This is a genomic window from Rhodococcus sp. 14-2470-1a, assembly GCF_002259425.1.
Lineage (GTDB): Bacteria > Actinomycetota > Actinomycetes > Mycobacteriales > Mycobacteriaceae > Rhodococcoides > Rhodococcoides fascians_E.
This window is the reverse complement of sequence record NZ_NPFZ01000024.1, coordinates 224,818-243,825: the sequence shown is the minus strand read 5'-3', so window position 1 is coordinate 243,825 and position 19,008 is coordinate 224,818. Positions and strand designations below refer to the sequence as shown.

The 19,008-nt window shown below is 66.7% G+C and carries 14 protein-coding genes; 7 read left to right on the top strand and 7 right to left on the bottom strand.

All coding sequences use genetic code 11. From position 1 onward, the window contains the following. Positions 1–42: 42 nt before the first annotated feature. The 4 genes from trmB (at position 43) to CH292_RS12460 (ending at position 7,543) form a co-directional block, all read left to right on the top strand. Positions 43–822, top strand: coding sequence for a tRNA (guanosine(46)-N7)-methyltransferase TrmB (gene trmB / locus CH292_RS12475; RefSeq protein ID WP_033188871.1), 780 nt, complete (start codon positions 43–45; stop codon positions 820–822). After that, the gene (locus CH292_RS12470) at positions 819–1,523 is read left to right on the top strand and encodes an NYN domain-containing protein (RefSeq protein ID WP_094628814.1); all 705 of its coding nucleotides are present in this window, start codon (positions 819–821) and stop codon (positions 1,521–1,523) included. The genes trmB and CH292_RS12470 overlap by 4 nt, the downstream gene beginning before the upstream one ends. Beyond that, positions 1,524–5,174: an MMPL family transporter gene (locus CH292_RS12465; protein WP_094654864.1), complete on the top strand. Its 3,651-nt coding sequence runs from the start codon at positions 1,524–1,526 to the stop codon at positions 5,172–5,174. Between the two features lie 209 nt (positions 5,175–5,383). Next, entirely contained in the window at positions 5,384–7,543 is a 2,160-nt protein-coding gene (locus tag CH292_RS12460; RefSeq protein WP_094654863.1) for an MMPL family transporter, read from the top strand. A gap of 62 nt (positions 7,544–7,605) precedes the next feature. Here CH292_RS12460 and CH292_RS12455 read toward each other — a convergent pair whose 3' ends face one another. Then, a complete protein-coding gene (locus CH292_RS12455) occupies positions 7,606–9,120 on the bottom strand; it encodes a DUF2339 domain-containing protein (protein WP_094654862.1) in 1,515 nt (504 codons plus the stop codon). A gap of 847 nt (positions 9,121–9,967) precedes the next feature. Between CH292_RS12455 and istA the strand changes: the two genes are divergently transcribed. Both istA and istB read left to right on the top strand, forming a co-directional pair. Then, positions 9,968–11,686, top strand: a complete 1,719-nt coding sequence (istA, locus tag CH292_RS12450) for an IS21 family transposase (RefSeq protein ID WP_008720624.1) — start codon at positions 9,968–9,970, stop codon at positions 11,684–11,686. After that, positions 11,683–12,492 carry an IS21-like element helper ATPase IstB gene (gene istB / locus CH292_RS12445; RefSeq protein WP_006246577.1) on the top strand — a complete coding sequence of 270 codons (810 nt, stop codon included), beginning with the start codon at positions 11,683–11,685 and terminating at the stop codon, positions 12,490–12,492. The genes istA and istB overlap by 4 nt, the downstream gene beginning before the upstream one ends. A 48-nt stretch (positions 12,493–12,540) precedes the next feature. On the opposite strand, the gene CH292_RS12440 is transcribed toward istB, so the two are convergent. From CH292_RS12440 to merA, 5 genes are read right to left on the bottom strand one after another with little or no spacing between them, the layout of a single operon-like run. Beyond that, the gene (locus CH292_RS12440) at positions 12,541–13,419 is read right to left on the bottom strand and encodes a cytochrome c biogenesis CcdA family protein (RefSeq protein WP_048472691.1); all 879 of its coding nucleotides are present in this window, start codon (positions 13,417–13,419) and stop codon (positions 12,541–12,543) included. A 3-nt stretch (positions 13,420–13,422) separates the two neighbouring features. Continuing rightward, positions 13,423–13,947, bottom strand: a complete 525-nt coding sequence (locus tag CH292_RS12435; RefSeq protein ID WP_006246580.1) for a redoxin family protein — start codon at positions 13,945–13,947, stop codon at positions 13,423–13,425. Further along, a complete protein-coding gene (locus CH292_RS12430) occupies positions 13,944–14,249 on the bottom strand; it encodes a hypothetical protein (RefSeq protein ID WP_040538777.1) in 306 nt (101 codons plus the stop codon). Before CH292_RS12430 ends, CH292_RS12435 begins: the two co-directional genes overlap by 4 nt. A 19-nt stretch (positions 14,250–14,268) precedes the next feature. Continuing rightward, a complete protein-coding gene (gene merB, locus CH292_RS12425) occupies positions 14,269–14,928 on the bottom strand; it encodes an organomercurial lyase MerB (protein ID WP_006246582.1) in 660 nt (219 codons plus the stop codon). Positions 14,929–14,965: 37 nt separating this feature from the next. Further along, positions 14,966–16,390, bottom strand: coding sequence for a mercury(II) reductase (gene merA, locus CH292_RS12420; RefSeq protein WP_006246583.1), 1,425 nt, complete (start codon positions 16,388–16,390; stop codon positions 14,966–14,968). A 105-nt stretch (positions 16,391–16,495) separates the two neighbouring features. Here merA and CH292_RS12415 point away from each other — a divergent pair, with 105 nt between their 5' ends. Continuing rightward, the gene (locus tag CH292_RS12415) at positions 16,496–16,885 is read left to right on the top strand and encodes a heavy metal-responsive transcriptional regulator (RefSeq protein ID WP_006246584.1); all 390 of its coding nucleotides are present in this window, start codon (positions 16,496–16,498) and stop codon (positions 16,883–16,885) included. A 125-nt stretch (positions 16,886–17,010) separates the two neighbouring features. On the opposite strand, the gene CH292_RS12410 is transcribed toward CH292_RS12415, so the two are convergent. Next, on the bottom strand, positions 17,011–18,858 hold the full coding sequence (locus CH292_RS12410) for an HNH endonuclease signature motif containing protein (RefSeq protein ID WP_094654861.1): 1,848 nt from the start codon (positions 18,856–18,858) through the stop codon (positions 17,011–17,013). Positions 18,859–19,008 lie beyond the last annotated feature (150 nt).

Here is a 19,008-nt window from a genome sequence, read left to right as displayed (position 1 = left end):
TCTCAACTTCAACTCGAGACCCACCTGTCACACAGTCCGTCGATGCGCGACAATGGTGCGGTGAACGACGCACGGAGCACAGCCAAACATCTCGATTCGGAGACCCCGGACTCGCCGGACGTGGCCGGTGGAGAGTCGAATCGAGGCTCTCGGCTGTACCCGCGCGTCACCAGTTTCCGGTCCAGGCGCGGCGCGTTGACCGATGCCCAGCAGGCCACGTGGGATTCGCTGTGGCCGCGCATCGGCCGTGACGTCGCCGACGAGAAGATCGACGTCGACGCCTGGTTCGGTCGTTCCGCTCCGGCGATCCTCGAGATCGGATCGGGAACCGGAACTGCCACGACGTCCATGGCCAAGGCCGAGCCGCACGTCAACCTGATGGCGGTCGAGGTCTACCGGCCCGGGTTGGCTCAGACCCTTCAGCAGATCGAGCGCGACGACATCGAGAACATCAGGCTGCTCCGCGGCGATGCGATGGACGTTCTGGAGAACATGTTGACGCCCGAGTCGCTGACCGGGGTCCGCGTGTTCTTCCCCGACCCCTGGCCGAAGGCGCGTCACCACAAGCGCCGCCTGTTGCAGGCCCCCACGTTCGCGATGATCGTCGACCGTCTGAAACCTGGCGGAGTACTGCACGTCGCGACCGATCACGCAGACTATGCGGAGTGGATTGCCGAAGCCGGGAACGCAGAGCCCGGTTTGACCGTTCTCGACTGGGAATCTCCGATGACACACGAGCGGCCCGTCACCAAGTTCGAGGGCAAAGCCCAACTGGTGGGTAGCTCGGTGACGGAGCTGATATGGGGGAAGAGTCCACGATGACGTACAACGAGCAGAGCGTCGACACGTCGCTGGCCCCGATCCCGAACATCGACACGGGTGATACTCGACACACTAGACGAGTGCTCCTCGTGTGGGATGCGCCGAATCTCGACATGGGCCTCGGCGCGATTCTCGGCGGTCGGCCGACGGCTGCCTACCGCCCGCGATTCGATGCGCTGGGCCGATGGCTGCTTCAACGGACGGCGGAACTGTCCGCCACCGGCACGTCGACGCTCGAACCCGAGGCGACGGTGTTCACCAACATCGCCCCTGGCAGCGCCGATGTGGTTAGACCGTGGGTCGAAGCATTGCGTAACGTGGGTTTCGCGGTGTTCGCCAAGCCGAAGGTCGACGAGGACAGTGATGTCGACGCCGACATGCTGGACCACATCGAGCTGCGTAATCGCGGCGGCGGGCTGGCCGGCGTCATGGTCGCGTCTGCGGACGGACAAGCGTTTCGCGAGCCGTTGGAGGACATCGCTGCAACTGGCGTACCCGTTCAGGTGCTCGGATTCCGTGAGCACGCAAGCTGGGCGGTGACGTCGGAGACGCTGGAGTTCCTCGACCTCGAGGACATCCCCGGCGTCTTCCGTGAGCCTCTGCCACGGGTGAGCCTGGACTCGCTCCCGGACGAGGGCGCATGGTTGCAGCCGTTCCGCCCACTGTCCGCCCTGCTCGTCGGGCGCCAAGGAGTTTCTTAAGTGTTCGCCAGATGGGGAGATCTCGTCTACCGCTTGCGGTTCACGGTCATCGGAGTCATGGTGGCCGCGCTTCTGGGCTTCGCCGCATACGGCCTCGACCTGAACGACCACCTGAGCCAGAGCGGTTGGGACGACCCGGGCTCCGAGTCGGTGCAGGCCGCGCGCCTCGCCGATCAGACGTTCGGCCGCGACAAACAGGGCGACGTGATCGTGCTGTACACGGCGCCCGAGGGCAAGACCGTCGACGATCCGGAGTTCAACGCCAAGGTCACCGACAGTCTCAACTCGCTCGTCGCGAACAACCCCGAGCAGATCGAGAAGATCAACGGCACCTACTTCCGGGTCGACGGTGTGGTCAGCGTCAATGCCCTGGCGACCGAAGACCGCACCCACGCGATCGCCAGCATCGCGATGCTCGGCGACAACGACACCGAACTCACCAACAATTTCCAAGCCGTCAAGGACGTCTTCTACATAGACGGCGTCGACGTGCAGGTGACGGGACTGCAAGCCGTCGCGGGTGCCCTGCAATCGACCATGGCGGGCGACATCCACCGCATGGAACTGCTGGCCATCCCGGCTGTCGCAGTGCTGCTGTTCTTCATCTTCGGTGGCGTCGTCGCCGCGGCCCTTCCGCTGATCGTGGGCGGCCTGACCGTCGTCGGCGCCAACGGCATCGTCAAGGTCTTCACCAATTTCACCGAGGTAAACAGCTTCGTCGCGCCTGTGGTCTCGCTCGTCGGACTCGGTCTCGCGATCGACTACGGACTGTTCATCGTGTCGAGATTCCGCGAGGAACTCGGTGACGGCTATTCGACGAAGCAGGCTGTTCGACGGTCGGTCATGACCGCGGGTCGGACGGTCGTCTTCTCGGCGACGATGATCGTCGCCAGCCTCGGCGGCCTGCTGCTGTTCCCGCAGGGTTTCCTCAAATCGGTGGCCTACGGATCGATCGCGACGGTGGCCCTCGCGGCTCTCACCGCGGTCACGATCCTGCCTGCCATCCTGGCAATCCTCGGTCCACGGGTCGACGCGCTGGGCTTCAAGTTCATGCGCAAGACCAAGTCGTCCGAGGAAATCGAGAACGGCATGTGGGGAAAGCTGACCCGGTGGGTCATGCGCAACCCGCTGAAGGTCACGATTCCCATCGTCCTCGGCCTGGTACTGCTGACGCTGCCCGTCGGCAACATCAAGTTCGGCGGCATCAACGAGACCTACCTGCCGCCGGACAACGTCACCCGCCAGGCCCAGAACGAGTTCGACGAACTGTTCCCCGGCCAGCGCACCGAGCCGATCAAGGCCGTCATCGAGAACGCGCAGGGTCCGAACCTCGCTGCGATCACCAGCCAACTCAACGAGGCTCCCGGCCTGATCGAGAAGTTCTCCCCGACCGGCGCCAGCAAAGACGGCATCATCGTCTTCAAGGCAGGCCTCGTCGATCGGAACGACTCGAAGCCCGCCATCGACTACCTGCGCAGCATCGATGTCCCCGAGGGCTCGTCGGTGCAGATCACCGGCACTCCGGTGATCGAACAGGACTCCATCGCGGCCCTCATCGACAACTTGCCGCTGATGGCGATACTCGTCGTGTTCGTCGTGACGCTGCTGATGTTCCTGACGTTCGGATCGTTGGTGTTGCCGATCAAGGCTGTGCTCATGACGACGCTGGGACTCGGCGCGACGATGGGCATCCTGACGTGGATCTTCATCGACGGCAACGGCGCCAGCTTCATGAACTTCACACCCGGGCCCATCATGGCCCCGGTGCTGGTGTTGATCATCTCGATCGTGTTCGGATTGTCGACCGACTACGAAGTCTTCCTGCTCTCACGCATGGTCGAGGCCCGGGAGAGAGGTGCGTCCACGAGCGAAGCCATCCGCGTCGGAACCTCGCATACCGGACGCATCATCACCGCGGCGGCGTTGATCCTCATCGTCGTGACCGGCGCATTCGCGTTCTCCGACCTGGTGATGATGAAGTACATCGCCTACGGAATGATCGCCGCGCTCATCATCGACGCCACCCTCATCCGCATGTTCCTCGTCCCAGCGACCATGAAACTCCTGGGCGACGACTGCTGGTGGGCACCGAAATGGATGAAGCGAATCCAGGAGAAGCTCGGCCTCGGCGAGACCATCCTCGAGGACGAACTGATGCCTACCGACGTCCCCGAACTCGCCACCGCAGGCGCACCGGCTCCCGTCGCACCCCCGGTGCGCACCGCCCCACGCCGAAGCGAACCGCTGACCGAACCGATCCCCGTCGTCGTACCGACAGGATCCGGGCCGATCCGCGCAACGCACGCCGCCCGGGAGGACGAACGCCGATCCGCCACCGGCAGGCCGTCCGCAGCCCCCGAAACTCAGGATCACTCCGCAGGCTCCGCTCCCAGCCTCTCGGGTCACTCCGCAGGCTCCGCTCCCAGCCCCCTGGGTCACTCCGCCGGCTCCGCTCCCAGCCTCTCGGGTCACTCCGCAGGCTCCGCTCCCAGCCCCCTGGGTCACTCCGCCGGCTCCGCTCCCAGCCCCCTGCCGCCGGCTACCCAGAAGCAACCCGCCGTCGAGAGGCCGACACCTCCACCGGTGCCGCGGCCCGAACCTCCGAAGCGCGAACCGGTCCGCGCACAGAGCAACCGAAGCTCCTCCCCCGACCCACGGTCCATCGAGAGTTGGTTGGCCGACCTTCGTGCGCCCTCGGAGCCACAGAAACCCGAAACGCCGAAACCCGAGACGCCGAAGCCCGAGACGCAGGCTCCCGTCGGCTCGACAACGGACAACACCCGCGCCGACGCCGACCGGACGTCCGTCAACGCAACCAGTCGGTCGGACGAACCACGCCGCAACGGTTCAGCTGCGTACGGCGCAACACCGAACGGCTCGGGAACCAACGGCTCCGGCGCGAACGGATCCGGCACACATGGCTCCGGCACGAACGGCTCGGGCACGAACGGCTCGGGCACGAACGGCTCCGGACGAAACAGCTACTACGGCTCCGGCGTCAACGGCAGCGGTTCGAACGGCAGCGGCTCGAACGGCAACGGCTCGAACGGCAACGGTTCGAACGGCCGCAGTTCCTCCGCGTCGGGCAGCAACGGCTCGGGATACGGCTCCAGCAACGGTTCCACTGAAGGCTCCAACGGTTCCGGCCATGGCTCCAACGGCTCGGGTTACGGTTCCGCCGGCTCCAACGGCTCGGCGTATGGCGCGCGCGGCACCGGCAGGCCGCCGGAAGCAGGGCCGACCGCGCCGAGGACCGGCGGGATTCGCGGGTACTCGCAGGATCAGAGCCGTGACGCCGAGCCTCCTTCTGCAGCGTCACGCCCGGAGACCCCGCAACCGGAACAGCCGACGCCGCCGCGCACGCAGGCCGCTCCCCGGGCTCGCTACGACATTTCGACGCGCAATGCTCCACGCACCCCAGCGCCGGAGGATCAGTCGATCAGGTCGTGGCCGGCACCGACACCGACACCGACACCGACACCGACACCGGACGAGCGTCCGGCAGGTTCGTCACGTCGTTCGGACGAACAGACTGCCCCGGCCGACGGTAATTCCAGTACCGAGGACCCGGACAGCGGTCGACACCGCGGAGGCGACAGCCGTCAGACACTGAGCGTCAGCGAGCTGTTGGCGCGCGAGCGTCGCAAGTAACGAATCTTCACCTTGTCGAAGGCCACCCGAGGCGGCTCAGGTGGCCTTCGTCGTGTTCGGGCACAGATTCGTCGGGCAGCATTGTTCGGTGTCACAACGCTCGATCGGAACGTCGGCGCATTCTCGGCCGTTGTCCCCTAGGACCCCGCCACGCTGCACGTTCGTCGGCGTCGGTGGCCGATTTTCGACGACAACGAGGAGCAGACTGAGTGTTCGCCACCTGGGGAGATCTCGTCCATCGCTGGCGGTACACGGTGTTGGGTGTGATGGTCGCGGGCCTCCTCGCGATGGCTGCGTACGGAGTGGGTTTCGAGAACCATCTGAGCCAGGGCGGGTTCGACGATCCAGGTTCGGAATCGGTGGCTGCGGCTACGCTCGCCGACTCCACGTTCGGACGCGACACCGAGGGCGACGTCATCGTTCTGTACACCGCGCCCGAGGGCAAGACCGTCGACGATCCGGCCTTCACCGCGGCCGTGACGAAGAGCCTCGGTTCGCTCGTCGCCGACCACCCGGATCGAATCGCCAAGATCAACGGCACCTACTTCCAGGTCGACGGCGTCGTCAGCGCTGCGGCGCTCGCGACCGAGGACAAGCGTCACGCGATCGCCAGCATCGCCATCGTCGGAGACGACGACACCGAGCTGACCAACAACTTTCAGGACGTGAAGGACGCGTTCTACATTCCTGATGTCGACAGCCAGGGCGGTGATGTCCAGGTGACCGGTCTGCAGGCGGTGGCGGGGGCACTGCAGTCGACGATGTCCGAAGACATTCACCGGATGGAAATCCTCGCCATCCCTGCTGTCGCGGTTCTGCTGTTCTTCGTCTTCGGCGGTGTGGTCGCTGCGGCGCTGCCGTTGATCGTGGGTGGCCTGACGGTTGTCGGCGCCAACGGAATCGTGCGCCTGTTCACCGATTTCACCGAGGTGAACACTTTTGTCGCCCCGGTCGTCTCGATGGTCGGTCTCGGTCTCGCCATCGATTACGGCCTGTTCATCGTCTCGCGTTTCCGTGAAGAACTCGGAGACGGTCGCACCACCGCGGACGCCGTGAAGAGGTCGGTCATGACGGCCGGGCGAACGGTGGTCTTCTCGGCGACGATGATCGTGGCCAGCCTGGGCGGTCTCCTGCTCTTTCCGCACGGGTTCCTCAAATCGGTTGCCTACGGGTCGATTGCGACTGTTGCGCTTGCCGCCCTGACCGCGGTGACGGTGCTTCCCGCGCTCCTCGCAATTCTCGGGCCACGCGTGGACGCGTTGGGTCTGAAGTTCATGCGAAAGACCCGCTCGTCCGAGGAAATCGAGAACGGGATGTGGGGCAAGCTCACTTCCTCGGTCATGCGGCGTCCGATCAAGGTGGCCGTGGTCATCGTTCTCGGCCTGCTGGTACTGACTCTTCCCGTCGGGAAGATCGAGTTCGGCGGAATCAACGAGACCTACCTGCCGCCGGACAACCCCACACGCGTCGCCCAGGCTCAGTTCGACGAGTTGTTTCCCGGGCAACGTACCGAGCCCCTGAAGTTGGTCATCGAGGGCGCGCAGGGATCTTCGCTCGGGCAGATCACCAAGCAGGCGAACGAGGCACCCGGTCTCGTCGAGAAATTCTCACCGACGGGCACCAGCAAGGACGGCATCATCGTCTTCAAAGCTGGTCTCGAAGACAGGAACGAATCGTCCGAGGCAATCGAACACCTACGCGGAATCGAGGGTCCCGACGGCGCGACGGTATCCGTAACCGGAACTCCTGCAATCGAATACGACTCAATCGAGGCGTTGGAGGAAAGACTTCCACTGACGGCGGTCCTCGTCGTCCTCGTTGTGACGCTGCTGATGTTCTTGACATTCGGATCGCTGATCCTGCCCATCAAAGCCGTCCTCATGACCGCTCTGGGGCTCGGTGCGACGATGGGGATCCTCACCTGGATCTTCATCGACGGCCACGGTGCGAGCCTGATGAACTTCACACCCGGTCCGATCATGGCGATGATTCTGTTGCTGATCGGCGCTATCGTGTTCGGATTGTCCACTGATTACGAAGTGTTCCTGCTCTCACGGATGGTCGAAGCGCGGGAGAAGGGTGCCAGCACCACGGACGCGGTGCGCATCGGGACAGCCCATTCGGGGCGAATCATCACCGCTGCGGCGCTGATTCTGATCGTCGTCACCGGGTCGTTCGCATTCTCGGACTTGGTGATGATGAAGTACATCGCGTACGGAATGATCGCGGCACTCATCATCGACGCCACGGTCATTCGGATGTTCCTCGTGCCGTCGGTCATGAAGCTGCTCGGCGACAGCGCCTGGTGGGCACCGAAGTCCATGAAGAAAGTTCAACAGAAGCTGGGTCTCGGCGAGAAGTACCTGTAGACCAGCGCTACCCGTCGCAGCTCCTGAGCAGCAGGAACCGCGACGGGTAGCGTCGTGCTGATTCAGCTCGCGGCGCGGTCGGCGAACACCTTTGCGTAGCGTGTGCCTGCGAAGAGCAGCAGCAGTCCGACAACGATGAAAGCTCCGACTCGGAACAGTCCGTCCAAGGCCACGAGGTCGAAGAGGAACAGTTTCGCGACGGACACCGCGGTCAGAGACAGTCCGGCCAACAGTGCAGTGTGCGCGTACTTTTCGCTCTTGAGGCCGAAAGCCAGCAGTGCCATCGCGATCGCCATGGCTTCGATGGTTGCGGCGCAGTGTCCGGCGACGAATCCGGTGGTTCCGCCGATCGCCGCCACTCCGAGGGCAACCGTTGCCGACGCCAATGCGTAGAGAGACGCCAGTCCGGCAACCACCGAGCACGCTTGCGCGTTCTTCTCCACGATCTTCAGCTGGATACCGACCATTACCAGTCCGGCCAATACGATCGCGAGAAGCACGCCAGCGAGCACGACACCGAATTCGTCTGTTGCATAACGCGCATCCATCATCGCTGCGGGCGGGGAGACCACCAGATATCCCAGTGCACCGAACAGGCCGAACGCCAGGGCCGAGTAGTACGCCGGCTTCGAGGTTCCGCGGTGCGCCGTAGCGAGCAGTACAGCGGAGACGACCAGCAAAGCGAGCGGCCGCAGTTCGGTTGCCGTCGGTACGAGCACTGCCTGCAGCAGCGCAAGCGAGCCGACGATCGTCAGGATCGTACGGGCGAGGGCAGGCAACCAGGAGACCATCGCGATCACGACGACGCAGGCTATCGCGACCACACCCTCGACCAAGGTCACTGCCCACGGCTCGAACAGCGTTCCCACCGCGAGGACTGGAACGGCGGATACTCCGGCCATCACCGACGCCATGACGTCGGCTGCATTGCGACGCAACAACTCCACTGAACTACCGACACCGAACGCGGCCACGATCCCCGAAACGATCAGGAGCGGTAATGCGTCGCTCCCCACCACATCCAAGCTGACCGCCTGAGCGATCCCGACGAGGGTGGCCACCACAACGGGGAGCGTCCGCACGGCAGCGAGGTACGGCCAGTCACGGCCGAGCTGCGCAGCGAAGCTCGCGATGAACGTGGCAGTGAAGAACGCGATGAGCGACAACGTGATTCCGCCGGTGACCACCGGCCCACACACCGCAACGCCGGCGAGGATGAGGACTGCCATCGGTTGCGAGCGCCACGAGACGGCCAGCGCGACGCCTGCCGCCGCGATCCCGAATGCCGCTACGAGTCCGATCGCGGGCTCCAGCCACTCGTAGATGACGGTCACCGCCACGACGTCCAAATAGAGCCCGGCGATACCTGTTGCTGCGGTTGCGATTCCACCGACCCGTCCACCGGATTTGCGGTAGATCCGCGACCCTGCGTACACCAGTGCGACAGAGAAAGCTCCCCCGGCTACGACCCTGAGCTCGGGGCCGAACCATCCGGCCTGTGCCGCGAGCACGAGAAGCATGACCACGCCGACCAGAGTGACTCCTGCACCCGCGACTGCGAGTACGCGGCTGATCACACCGTCGCGTTGCCACCAGGGCTCCGCCTTCGGCGCAGGCTGCCTCGGAGCAACCGGAGACCTCACCGGCGTCCGAGGCTGCGCCGGCACCTGGGGGCGCACCGGCGTTTGCGGATGTACGGGCGTTTGCGGATGTACGGGCATTTGTGGATGCATGGATGCAGGCTGGTGCGTGGGCGCATGCGGATGGATTTGCTGAGACGAACCCGGGTACGCATACGGAACTCCCTGCGACGGGTAGTGGACCGCAGGCTGCGAAGCCGGGCTGGGCTGTTCCGTCCGAGGCACAGTCAGCTGGCTCTGCAGGACGCCGAGGTCGCCGGACACCCGGCGCATCTGCTCGCTCAAGGAGGCGAACTGGCTCGCGAGGCCGGAAACCAATCGCGGATCGATCCCTGGTGTTGTCATGCGGTTCAGTGTTGTCGTCGCCCAACCCCGAGTCCTGAGTAGAACTACCCGGGCGACGTGGGTAATTCCTCGGCACCGAGCGGCGACTTAGGCTCGGGCTTTGGGCTAGGGCTCAGGCCACCGCGTTGTCCCGCTGCCCGCTGCCCGCTGCCCTCTGCCCGCTGCCCGCTGCCCGCTGCGATGATCGACCTTGTGGCGCACTGATATTGCTACTACGCATTACTTTGCTTCTGCGGGCATGACTGTGCGCGGCACACGTGGAGCGTGGGTGCCGCTGGCAGTGGCGGTGACAGTCTGATTCGGGACCAGTGTGACGGTCTGATTCGGGACCCACCCGGGCTTCGGCGTGGCGTCGTGACGGCTTGATCTGGACCCACTTCCGTGGCGTCAGGAGGACCCGCATCCAGCGGTCCTCGCGGCACCGGAAGTGGGTTTCGGGATGAGGGTGCGTGTGGAACTGTTCGCTGCGATCCGTCGGGACGCCCGGGTCGAGGGCATGTCGATCCGAGCGCTCGCACGCAAGCACCAAGTCGGACGCGGCACCGTTCGCCGGGCCCTCACGTCCGCGGAACCACCGCCGCGGAAGACCCCGGTGCGTTCCTCGCCCCGGTTGGATCCGTTCAAGTCGGCCATCGACGACATGCTCCGCGCCGACCTTGAGGCGCCGCGGAAGCAACGGCACACCGCCCGCCGGATCCACGTCCGCCTCATCGAGGAACACGACGCCATTGAGGTGTCGTACTCGACGGTTCGCGACTACGTCCGCATCCGCCGCACGCAGATCGGCCTCGAAGCTGGCCGCCGGGTCGAAGTCATGATCCCCCAGGAGCACGCGCCAGGCGCAGAAGCAGAAGTCGACTTCGGCGAGCTCTACGTCATCCTGGCCGGGGTGAAGACGAAGGTCTTCCTCTTCACATTCAGGTTGAGTTACTCCGGGAAGGCGGTGCACCGGATCTACGCCACCCAAGGCCAAGAGGCGTTCCTCGAGGGCCACATCGCCGCGTTCAACGAGATCGGCGGCATCCCCGCCCGGCACGTCCGGTACGACAACCTCACCGCCGCAGTCACCCGGGTCGTCAACGCGCGCGGTCGTGAGCGGGTAGAGAACGACCGCTGGGTGCTGTTCCGCTCTCACTTCGGGTTCGACGCGTTCTACTGCCAGCCGGGCATCGCCGGGGCACATGAGAAGGGCGGTGTGGAAGGCGACGTCGGCCGGTTCCGCCGCCAGCACCTCGTGCCCATGCCCGTCGTCGACTCGCTCGACGAGCTGAACGAGAAGGTCCGTGCCTTGGACGCCGCCGACGACCGCCGACGGATCTCGTCGCGGATCCGGACCGTCGGCGAGGACTTCGCGACCGAACGCGAGAACCTCGCGCCGCTCCCGGTCGAGGGGTTCGACCCCGGGCTGATGCTGAACCCGATGGTCGACCGCTCCGCGATGATCACCGTCCGCATGGCCCGGTACTCCGTCCCGGCGCGGTTCATCCACCGCCGCGTCCGCGTCTCCTTGCGCGCATCCGAGGTCGTCGTGTTCGACGGCCGACTCCAGATCGCCCGGCACGCCCGCGTCATCACAAGGGGTGGCCAGTCGGTGAACCTCGACCACTACCTCGAGGTGCTCAAGGGTAAGCCGGGCGCATTGCCAGGCTCCACCGCGTTGGCGCAGGCCCGCGAATCGGGGGCGTTCACGCCTGCGCATGAGGCGTTCTGGGCGAACGCCCGCAGGCGGCTCGGGGATGCGGTCGGCACCCGGGAACTGATCGACGTGCTCCTACTGCACCGCGCCATGGCCGCCGACGAAGTCGAAGCCGGGCTGCTCGCCGCAGTGAGCGTCGGTGCAGTCTCAGCTGATGTGGTCGCGGTCGAAGCACGCCTGCACACCACCCTCGCAGCGCCCACCGGGGCCAGTTCAGACCGTCATCCCGTTGCGCAGCCCAGCGATGGCGAACGACGAGATGGCGACGCCAAGCGCAGCCGGAAGGTCGTGTCCCTCACCGAACGCCTGCTGCTCGACCCGGCCGCGGTCATCGCCGGCCTCCCGCCCGACACCCGGCCGCTGCCGTCGATGGAGAAATACCAGCAACTGCTCGGCCGCCGCACCGGCACCGACCACCACCCCGACCCGATGAGTCCCGATGAGAGCGGAGCACCCCGATGAGCACAGTCACCAGCGTGACCACCACCTTGCGCCGCCGCCGCGGCCTGACCGAGGAAGCCGCCGTAGCGGCGGTCGACCAGGCCTGCCGGAGGCTCCGGCTCCCGACCATGCGGGCCCTGCTTGGCGACGCGGTCGCGGCGGCGAACAAGGACCAGTTGACCTACACCGGATTCCTCGCCGAGCTGCTCCTGGCCGAGTGCGACGACCGCGACCGTCGGTCCACCATCCGGCGCGTGAACGGCGCCGGGTTCCCGCGGAGCAAGTTCCTCGCGGACTTCGACTTCGACGCCAACTCGAACATCAACCCCGCCACCATCCACCAGTTGGCGACCGGCGAGTGGGTGCGGAAGGGCCAGCCGCTGTGCCTGATCGGGGATTCCGGCACCGGCAAGTCTCACCTGCTCATCGGCATGGGGACCGCAGCCGCGGAAAAGGGATTCCGGGTAAAGTACACCCTCGCCACGAGGCTGGTGAACGAGCTTGTAGAAGCAGCCGATGAGAAGCAGTTGGCCCGCACGATCGCTCGTTACGGCCGCGTCGACCTGCTCTGCATTGACGAGCTCGGCTACATGGAACTGGACCGCCGCGGCGCCGAACTCCTCTTCCAGGTCCTCACCGAGCGAGAGGAGAAGAACAGCGTGGCAATCGCGTCCAACGAGGGCTTCGCCGGCTGGACCAAGACCTTCACGGACCCGCGCCTGTGCGCGGCCATCGTCGACCGCCTCACCTTCGGCGGCAACATCATCGAAACTGGTACCGACTCCTACCGGCTGGCGTCGACCCGGTCAGGGAACGCGTCGCGGTGACGCAATCAACCGAGCCTGTTTCGTGCGCACGCCGCACCCGGTGGGCTGTCACTGCGTGCTGTCCCGCGTGGTCATCGGGCGCCCCCGAAGGATCCGGCGGCGTCGCTGGAGAACCCCAAGCGCCAGCACTACCAGCGCAGACGCGGCAGCGAGCGCGCCGATGAGTGTCGCCCGTGTCTGGATCCAGCTGGAGACCACCGCGGAGACGTCAGTGAGTCCGCCACCACGGCCCGCGGCGACCGGGGCGTCGCTGGTGGCCGCCGGGTACCAGTACCAGGCCAGATAGGCGCCGGTGAGCAGCAGGACGACAGCGGTGACCCGTGGGCCATGGCGGGCCAATCGCGCGACGTGGCGGGTGAGTCCGCTGCCTGCCGCGGCGGTGGCCAGGGCGAGCAGCAGCAGGACGGTCGCCGAGCCAGCAGCGTAGACACCGAAGACGAGCAGGAGCCCGGCATAGCTGTAGGTGGCCTGCGCCTGCGCGATGACCGCGAGGATCACCCCGAACGTGCACGACAGCGAAGCCAGCGCGTAGCCGACCCCAAACGCAGCCATCCGGGCAGTGGGTGGGAGTCCCGCGGCTGCCCGGCCGGGGATCCGAGGCACCCGCACCGAGACCGAGCGTCCGGCTAGCATCCACAGGCCGAGAACCACCAGCAGGATGCCGACGGCCAGGCCAAGCGACGGCGCGGCGCGAATCAGCCCTCGGGCGCCGGCGCTGACTACCAGGCCAGCTGCCGCGAGGGTGCCGGCGAACCCCACCGCCAACACGAGACCGGCCCGCAGCGCCCGCAGCAGCCGCACCGGGACCGTTGAGGCATCGGTGTCGCCGAGGGTGTGGGTGATCCAGGCCGGGAGTAGCGCGAACCCGCACGGGTTCACGGGCGCGACCATGCCGGCCGCGAAGGCGAGGGTGAGCAGTCCGCCCATGGGTCAGGCTCCGGCCTTTGCCAGTTCGGCGGTGATCGTCGCGGCGTCGGGGTCGGTGGCGCGGAAGGTCACCGTGCCGTCGGCGTCGACGACGATCAGGGTGGACAGAGCGGCCACCTCGAATCGCCGGGAGAGTGCCGCGCCATCGTCGATTGCGGCCGGTACGTGTTCGGCGTCGACGGACTCCATGAAGTCGCCGATCAGGGCCTTGGATTCGCCGGGGTCCATGTCGACGGCGAGGAAGCTTGCCACGGTGCCGGCGTTCTCGGCGGTGGTGGCGGCCTCGCCGAGGGACCGGACGCCGTTGACGCATTCGCCGCACCCGACGGAGAAGAAGAACACCGCGGTGGGCTTCCCGTTGGCGGGCAGGCTGATCTGCTGGCCATCGACGCTGGTCACGGTGGCGGGTGAACCGGAACCGGCGGTCGCGGGGTCGGCACTGTTGCCGCAGGCGGTCAGGGTCAGCGATCCGGCGGCGAGTACGGCGGCGATCGAGAGCGCGGCGTGGTGGCGGCGGGTGATTCTCATCGGTTCTGCTCGTCCTTCGGGTCGACGTTTTCGTTGGTGGGCATGGGCGGGCAGCAGCCGTGGCCGGCGGTGCCGCCGCCGCGGCGGGAGATGGCAATCAGCGCGAGGATCGCCAGGGCGATCCCGGCGCCGATGACCCACGGGTTGCGGAGGAACGCGCCGATACCGGCGATCGCGCCACCGGCGATGAGGATGGGGAGCAAGGCGCAACAGGCGACCATGAGCAGCGCGGCGCCGGCTCCGAGGAGCAGGCCGCTGCCTCCCGGGCGATCGTCGTGGTTGGACATCATCGGTGTTCTCATTCCCTTCAGTGGGTATGGGTCAGCAGCAGCTGTGGCTGTCGTCGGCCGCGGCGGGCGCCTGGAGGCGGTTGAGCAGGCCGGTGGCGAGGGCGGCCCCGATCCGGCACGCCTCGGCCACCGGGACCACCTCCGCGCCGGGGTGCTCGGCCAGCCAGCCCGCGGCGTCCTCGGGGGAGGTGAAGTAGTGCACCTGGTTGCAGAAGGAGGAACGGATCGAGGTGATCTGCTCCGGGTTCACCAGCGACACCACCGCGGTGGGCGGATCGACGCTGGTTGCACCTTCTGTGGGGTCGACGTTGACCCGAACCGGCTCGCCGCTGACCGGGGAGGCCGACTCCACCTTTGCCGGGCGGTCCAGCAGGGCGGGGAAGATCAGCGTGTCCAGCGCACACCAGGTGTAGAGCTCCTCACCGGCCACGGTGAACCGGTGCGGGGTGGGGCGCAGGGTGAGGCCCTGGCCGATGATCCGGCCCTGATCGTCGTACTCGGTGTCCGGCACCGCCGCGAGACCGCGCCGTACGTCATCGAGGGTGCGGCTCGCAGCCGCGGCGAGTTGCTCGACGGTGACGGGGTCGCCGTCGACGAGCAGCCGCAGCAGCGGGATCAGCAGGCCGGCGTCAAGGCCGGTCTCCTCGGGTCGGGTGAGTCGTTGGGGCAGTTGGGTGCTGAGGTCCGACATCGCGGATGCCTCCTTCGTTGAGTGGGGTGGGTGCGGGTCAGGCGCAGCAGGAGAGCTTGGAGACGTCGGTGGTGAAGGCCTTCGCGACGATCCGGATGCCCTCGGTCATGGTCAGGTAAGGCGCCCAGGCGTCGGCGACCTCGGCGATGGTCTTGCCGATGATGTGGACGCCCGCGGCGGCCAGTTCGCCGGCGTCCTTGGCGACCGCGGTCAGGCCGAGGATCTCGCCGGTGTCGGCGTTGGCGACCATCTTGATGAAGCCGCGGGTGTCCCGGTTGACCAGCGTTCGCGGCACGTATTCCAGCGGGAGCACCCGGCAGTCGCAGCGGATCCCGGCCGCGAGGACTTGGGCCTCAGTCATCCCGACTGCGCCGATCGCGGGACTGGTGAACGTGACCCGGGGCAGCCGCATGTAGTCCACCGACCGCTCGGCGTCGGTGAAGGCGTTCTCGGCGACCACGGTGCCGTGGTGGGCGGCGACATAGACGAACTCGGGGTGCCCGGTCACGTCACCGGCCGCCCAGATCCGCGGGTTGGAGGACTGCAGCTGGTCGGTGACCACGATCTCGCCGACCTCGCCAGTCTTCACCTCGACCGCGTCGAGGTTGAGCCCGTCGGTCACCGGTCGGCGGCCGAGAGCGACCAGAACCTCGTCGGCGCGGAACTCCTGCGCGCCACCGGAGACGTCCGCGGTCACCACCACCTGGCCGGTGGCGGCGTCGCGGGTCACGCGGGTCGGGACCGCTCGGCGGACCACCCGGATGCCCTCATCGGCGAAGACCTCCTGCAGTGCCTTGGAGACCTCCGACTCCTCCTTCGACGCGAGCCGGGACCGAACCAGCAGGGTCACCGTCGACCCGAGCCGGGCGAACAGCTGCGCCTGCTCCAGGGCCACGTAGCCACCACCGAGCACCAGCAGCGAGTCGGGGACCTCGGTCAACTCCATCGCCGTAGTCGAGGTCAGGTACCCGGCCTCCTCCAACCCTTGGATCGGCGGGGCCCAGGGACGGGACCCGGTGGCCACCAGGTACTGCGCTGCCTCGATGGTCTCGACGCTGCCATCCGCCGCGGCGACCTCGAGCAGGGGCGAATCCGGAGTGCCGGCGAACGCGGCGTTGCCGCGGCGGACCTGCCAACCGTAGGAGTCGGCGACGTCGACGTACTTCTCACCCCGCAGGGCCTCGACGAGATCCTGCTTTCCGCCGATCAGGGCCGGCATGTCCACCGCGCCCGCGACGCTGGCGATGCCCGGGAACCGGGTCGGCGCGTCCGCGGCCACGTGCCGGGCCTCCGCGGCTGCGATCAGTGCCTTCGACGGCACGCAGCCGGTGTTCACACACGTGCCGCCGAACGTGCCACGCTCGACCATCACCACCGACTTGCCCAGAGAGGTCGCACGAATGGCCGCCGCGAACGCACCGCCGCCGGATCCGATGATCGCGAGGTCGTACCTGGTCTGCATCCCGATTCCTCCCAGAACTGTTGGGAAACGCTCCTGATGCAGCGATACTGGACCTTCCAGTAAAGGGGAAGGTCAAGCGAGACCTGCGACACGATGGAGGCCGGGATGCGGATCGGAGAACTCGCCGAGGCGGCAGGCACGACCACCAAGACTCTGCGGTTCTACGAAGAGCAAGGGCTGCTGCCCCCGGCCGAACGCACACCGGCCGGCTACCGCGACTACACCCCCGACGCGGTCAGCCGGATCGACTTCGTCCACCGCGGCCAAGCGGCCGGGCTCACCCTCGCCCAGATCAAGCAGATCCTCGACATCCGCGACCACGGCCAAGCTCCCTGCGGCCACGTACGTGACCTGCTGGACGCGCGCCTTGCCGACATCGACGCGCAGATCGCCGACCTCACAACACTTCGCGACAACGTGGCTGCGCTCCGCGACGATGCAGCCCTCCCAGAGCCCGAAACCTGTAGCCCCGATCAGGTCTGCAGATACCTATAGCCCTCGCCACTCGGCAGTGACCACCGAGACCAAGGGCGTGATTAGCCGGTGCCAGGTGGGTCCCAGTCAGGCCGTCATCGTGGTCCCAGATCGGGTTGACACAGCCACTGGCAGCCTGCTGGTGGTCATCGACCTGGTGGTGGGTCCTGTTCCGGTGGGCTCGCTTCAGGGGTCCTTGGTGTGGGGGTCCTTGGTGTGGGGGTGCTTGGTGTGGGGGTGCTCGGTGTGGGTGGGTGTGTGGGTTGTCCATCCTGGGGTCGGATGGCGCCGTTTCGAGTGGTGCCGGTCGTGTCGGTGATGCCGGTGGTGTGGGTCGTGTTGTTTTCGAGTCCGGGTAGGGGTGTGTCGGAGGAGACGATGTACTCCCCCGGGTGATGGAAGTGATTGACCCGCCCGCGGCGCTGGGGGTCGACCGAGACCGGTGAATGCCACAGTGTCCGCCCGGGGTAGGGGTGATCGGGTCCGGCTTTCGTCGTCGCCCACTCGTTGTCTCCCGGTCCCACGAGTGGGTGGTGGATATCGCAGCCGAATGTCAGATCCCCGATGTCGGTGCGCCCGCCCTGCGCCCATTCTTCGATGTGGTGGGTTTGCGATCGCGTCGCCGGACGGGTGCAGCCGGGGAAACTGCAGCCGCGGTCGGCGGCGATGAGCACGATGCGTTGATCAGCGGAGGCGAGTCGTTTGGTGCGGGCCAGGTGCAGGGGCCGACCGTCGTCGTCGAAGAGCGCGAGGTACTGCTCCGCGTGGGAGGCCATTCGGATCGCATCACGCATCCGGATGGTGGTCCCGGCCGCGGTCACTGCATGCCCGGTACCCGCTTGCAGATCCTTCCACTGCATGACGATCACCGCGGTGACCGGCAGCCCGCGGTGACTACCGAGCTTGCCGGACGCCAACATCTGCCGCGTGATCGCCTTGAGCGCATCATGCTGTCGACGTCCCACACTGCGACGATCCCGCCGCGCCCGCTCGACCACCTCAGGATGGTCCTCCGAACTCGCCGAACCCTCGACGTTGCCGCCGCCGCCACTACCGCCGTCATCACTGCCCTCAGTGTCTTCGTCGCTGCCGCCGCCGAACAGTGTCGGTTCGGTCGATGCTGCGTCGGCTGTGCCAGCCGTTGGTGTGGGTTCGGGTGGGTCGGTGAGGGGTGAGGCGTCGTCGGGGTCGAGCATGCCGGGTTTGGCCCATTTCTCGAAGATCGCTTCCATGTACGCACCGGTTTCGGGGTCGACGACGAAGCTGCCTTTGCGTAGACCGTCGGGTCCGGGTTTGCCCATCTTCACGTAGCAGCGCTCGGCGAGAGTGCTCTCGTCGGTCAGATCCCCGTCCGGGTCGAGCAGGTCGTACAACCGGCGCGCGGCGGCCGCGAACTCGTCCGGACCGAGCTCGCGAGCCAGCTGCGCCAACTGCCGCTCCGCGCTCGCCCGCGTCTCGACATCGGTTTTGCTGCCCAGGCGCCGGAAGAACTTGCGGATCACCTCCTGCGGTTCCTCGTCGAGCACCCCCTCCTGCGCGGCAGCAGCTGTCGCGGGCAGTTCCGGGGCCAGACGTTCCCCCGTCATCGCTGTGCGGGTACCGAGGGTCTCCGCCAAACGGATACGCTGCCCAGCCCGCCTGCGGGAGATCCGCAGCAACACCGCCAGAGCGTCGGGGACCGATCCCCAGATGTCGTCGAGACCACGCAGATCCATCAGATCCGCCAGCCAGGTGTGCGACTGCCCGAACAACGACCGCGTCACCGCCTCGGTACGCACCAACACCGCACGCTGATCCGCCGTGCTGGCGCCGCGCATGTTCATCCGACTCAGAATCTCCACCTGACGCTCCAACGTCGCCACCACCTGAGCCAGATACGCCGCCTCGATCGGCAACACCGACCCCGTACTGTCGACCGCCGGGTCACCGACCGCCGAGTCACCGACCGCCGAGTCGTCGACTGCTGTCCCCGAACCCTCATCCCCCATGAGCATGACACCACGATAACCAGACCCACCGACAAGTTTTCGAACACACGTTCCCATGAATAACGCTGTGCAAGTTGAACTTTGAACGACCCGTGGTGTAGCTGGCCACACCTTCGGCATGGTGGCCCGCACCCTCGATTCGTCGGCCCTGACAGG